The 2,880-nt window shown below is 62.3% G+C and carries 4 protein-coding genes and 1 tRNA gene; all 5 read left to right on the top strand.

All coding sequences use genetic code 11. From position 1 onward, the window contains the following. Nucleotides 1–522 precede the first annotated feature (522 nt). The gene (locus AC5RWX_RS32015; protein ID WP_163162713.1) at nt 523–942 is read left to right on the top strand and encodes a DUF3052 domain-containing protein; all 420 of its coding nucleotides are present in this window, start codon (nt 523–525) and stop codon (nt 940–942) included. Further along, nucleotides 939–1,433, top strand: a complete 495-nt coding sequence (locus tag AC5RWX_RS32010) for a peroxiredoxin (RefSeq protein ID WP_494100209.1) — start codon at nt 939–941, stop codon at nt 1,431–1,433. The genes AC5RWX_RS32015 and AC5RWX_RS32010 overlap by 4 nt, the downstream gene beginning before the upstream one ends. Before the next feature lie 6 nt (nt 1,434–1,439). Next, nucleotides 1,440–2,360 carry an NAD-dependent protein deacetylase gene (locus AC5RWX_RS32005; RefSeq protein WP_494100208.1) on the top strand — a complete coding sequence of 307 codons (921 nt, stop codon included), beginning with the start codon at nt 1,440–1,442 and terminating at the stop codon, nt 2,358–2,360. Nucleotides 2,361–2,469: 109 nt separating this feature from the next. After that, nucleotides 2,470–2,542, top strand: a tRNA-Val gene (locus tag AC5RWX_RS32000). Nucleotides 2,543–2,635: 93 nt separating this feature from the next. Continuing rightward, nucleotides 2,636–2,880 (top strand): hypothetical protein (locus AC5RWX_RS31995; RefSeq protein ID WP_494100207.1); only part of this gene is annotated, 245 nt, incomplete at its 3' end.

Here is a 2,880-nt window from a genome sequence, read left to right as displayed (position 1 = left end):
GGACTCAACCCACTCGGCGGTCTCTTCCGGATCACGATCAGGCAGCTGGTTAGTCAACCCGCTGAGGATATGGGAGGTATCTTCTCCTGCAGCCACGTCCAACCTCTCTTTGCGCGCATTGTTGGCGCACTCAGGCCGGGCAGGGTGACCGCCCGGCGTATATACGCCGTGTGCGACGTATCGGTTACAACAGCCCGGGCATGTGTGCCGGGCAGGGTCCTAGCATTCCTACGTCTGCATTGGAGTTACAGGGTTGTTGCCCCGCAGGCATAGTTGTCACCTGCCACTCTAACTCTGTACGCAACACGATGCGTAGCCGCGGCGTGGGCGGCTCTGTTGTATTTCGCCGTCATACTGGTTGTGTGACGAAAAGCCGCTGCGGGTGGGCTGGCAGCACCGGGTGTGACGCAGAATATGCGGCGTCCCGGGGGTGCCAGCTTGAAGCGCAGGCACAAAGGGTGTTGGCTTGGGAGTAATGGAAATCACTATGCGCACTGCATGTATGAGGCATTGGAGGAACACGTGAGCGAGGCCGACGCCGCCACTTCGGTAAATGTGGCGGAAAAATTGGGTTTCAAGAACGGGGATCTGATTCAGGAGTTCGGTTACGACGACGACGTCGATTTCGACTTACGTGACGATATTGAAGACCTCACGGGCTCAGAGCTGCTGGATGAGGACGACCATGAAGTGGCGGACGCCGTCATCTTCTGGTGGCGGGACGGCGACGGTGATCTGGTGGACAGCCTTATGGATTCGCTGACCACGCTCAGCGAAAACGGGGTTGTCTGGGTCCTCACTCCGAAGTCGGGCAGGGCCGGCTATGTTTCACCGGCCGATATACAGGAAGCTGCCCCGACGGCTGGCCTGCATGTCACAACCTCGGCAGGCGTCTCAAAGGACTGGAGCGCAGCCCGCCTGGTGATGAGGAAAAACAAGTGACGGCAGCGCTTGACGCTGCCACTCCAGCTTTGCCCGCGGTCGGCGGGCCGGCGCCTGATTTTGAACTCGCCAACCAGTTCGGCGAACCCGTTAGGCTGTCATCTTTTCGCGGCCAGAACGTGGTCCTGGTGTTCTATCCGTTCGCTTTTTCGGGCATTTGCACGGGAGAGCTGTGCGAGATACGGGACAACCTGGCAATGTTCGAGGATGCGAATGCCACGGTCCTGGCCATCTCCGTCGACAGCAAGTTCAGCCTGCGGGCCTACGCCGCGCAGGAAGCCTACAGCTTCGACCTGCTGGCCGACTTCTGGCCCCACGGTGGCGTGGCCAGCGCCTACGGCGTCTTCGATGTAGACAGTGGCATGGCGAAGCGCGGCACGTTCATCATCGACGCCGGCGGACACGTCCGCTACTCGGTGGTGAACCCGCGCGGCCAGGCCCGGGACCTTCAGGAATACCGCACCGCATTGGCCGGCCTGGGGAGGGCCTGACCGGCCATGGAACAGCGGCGGGCGGGTGTGGGCCTTACAGGCTTCGCCAGCATGCCGCCCGTGGCGGCGACGCGTCCTTCCGCCGGCGAACTTGAGGTCCTCCTGCGGATCCGCGGGCTCCTTGCCGGTAAACCCTTTGCCCTGCTCACGGGCGCCGGACTGAGTACCGATTCGGGCATCCCGGACTACCGGGGACCGGGCTCGCCTCCGCGTTCTCCCATGACGTACCAGGAGTTCATCAAGGACGAGGCGAACCGTCAGCGCTACTGGGCACGAAACCATATCGGCTGGTCACACCTCCGGCATGCTGATCCAAACCAGGGCCACCACGCGGCTGCAGAACTTGAGCGGCGCGGTTACCTCACCGGCTTGATTACCCAGAACGTTGACCGGCTCCACGAGGACGCCGGCAGTGTCAACGTGGTTGACCTGCATGGCAGGTATGACCAGGTGGTTTGCCTCCAGTGCCGGCGTACCTACTCGCGGCGCCTCCTGGCGGGAGTGCTCGAGGAGCTGAACCCCGACTTCCTCTCACGGGCAGCGGAGTCGGGCCTTGTGGAGATAGCACCGGATGCAGACGCCACAGTGGAGGACCGTGTGCTGATCAGCGGGTTCGTCGTCGCCGTCTGCCCTGCATGCGGCGGAACGCTGAAGCCGGACTTCGTGTACTTCGGCGAGAATGTGCCCAAGGAGCGGGTTGAACGCTCGTACCGGATGGTAGACGATGCCGGTGCGCTGGTAGTGGCTGGCTCATCACTGACAGTCATGAGTGGACTGCGGTTCGTCAGGCACGCCGCCAAGGACGGGAAGCCGGTGATCATCATCAACCGGGGGGAGACCCGCGGCGATGACAAAGCCACGATAAAGCTTGACGCGGGCGTCAGTGAATCGCTGACCTGGCTCGCCGCCGAACTCCCGCCCCTGTAAAGGGGTTGCATCAGGGACTCTGGCGGCTCCGATTCGCGTTTCGCGGCCTGTGTCAGGTAGAGTCAATGTTCGTTGGTTGCGGCGCTGAAGTGCCGGATTCCGCGTTCTTGGGTCTTTAGCTCAGCTGGTAGAGCGCCACGTTTACACCGTGGATGTCATCGGTTCGATCCCGGTAGGACCCACAAGGAAACCCTGTTGTTTTCGCCATAGCGGCGGAAACGGCAGGGTTTTTTCGTTGTGGGCCCGATGTCGGTGCCCCGGCGTAGTTTGCAGGCATGGAACACGTGATGGTGCGGTCGGGAATTGACGGAATGCCGGCGGCGGTAATAAGCGGCGGCAGGGAATGGACTGTGGGTGCCGAACCGGTCCGCTGGTTTGAGCGGGTCAACTGGTGGGAGGTCAACCGCAGGATGCCCAAAGGCCTCAGCCGGGTGGACGTCGAGGTCCTGCAGCTACAGGTGAGGCTTGGAGGCAACAGCGGCTCCGCGCTGACCACGATGCTGCTGGAAAGGGACGGCGT

Source organism: Arthrobacter sp. SPT-J7, from assembly GCF_059089965.1.
The sequence above is the reverse complement of the archived record's forward strand: the minus strand, read 5'-3'. Positions and strand labels throughout refer to the sequence as shown.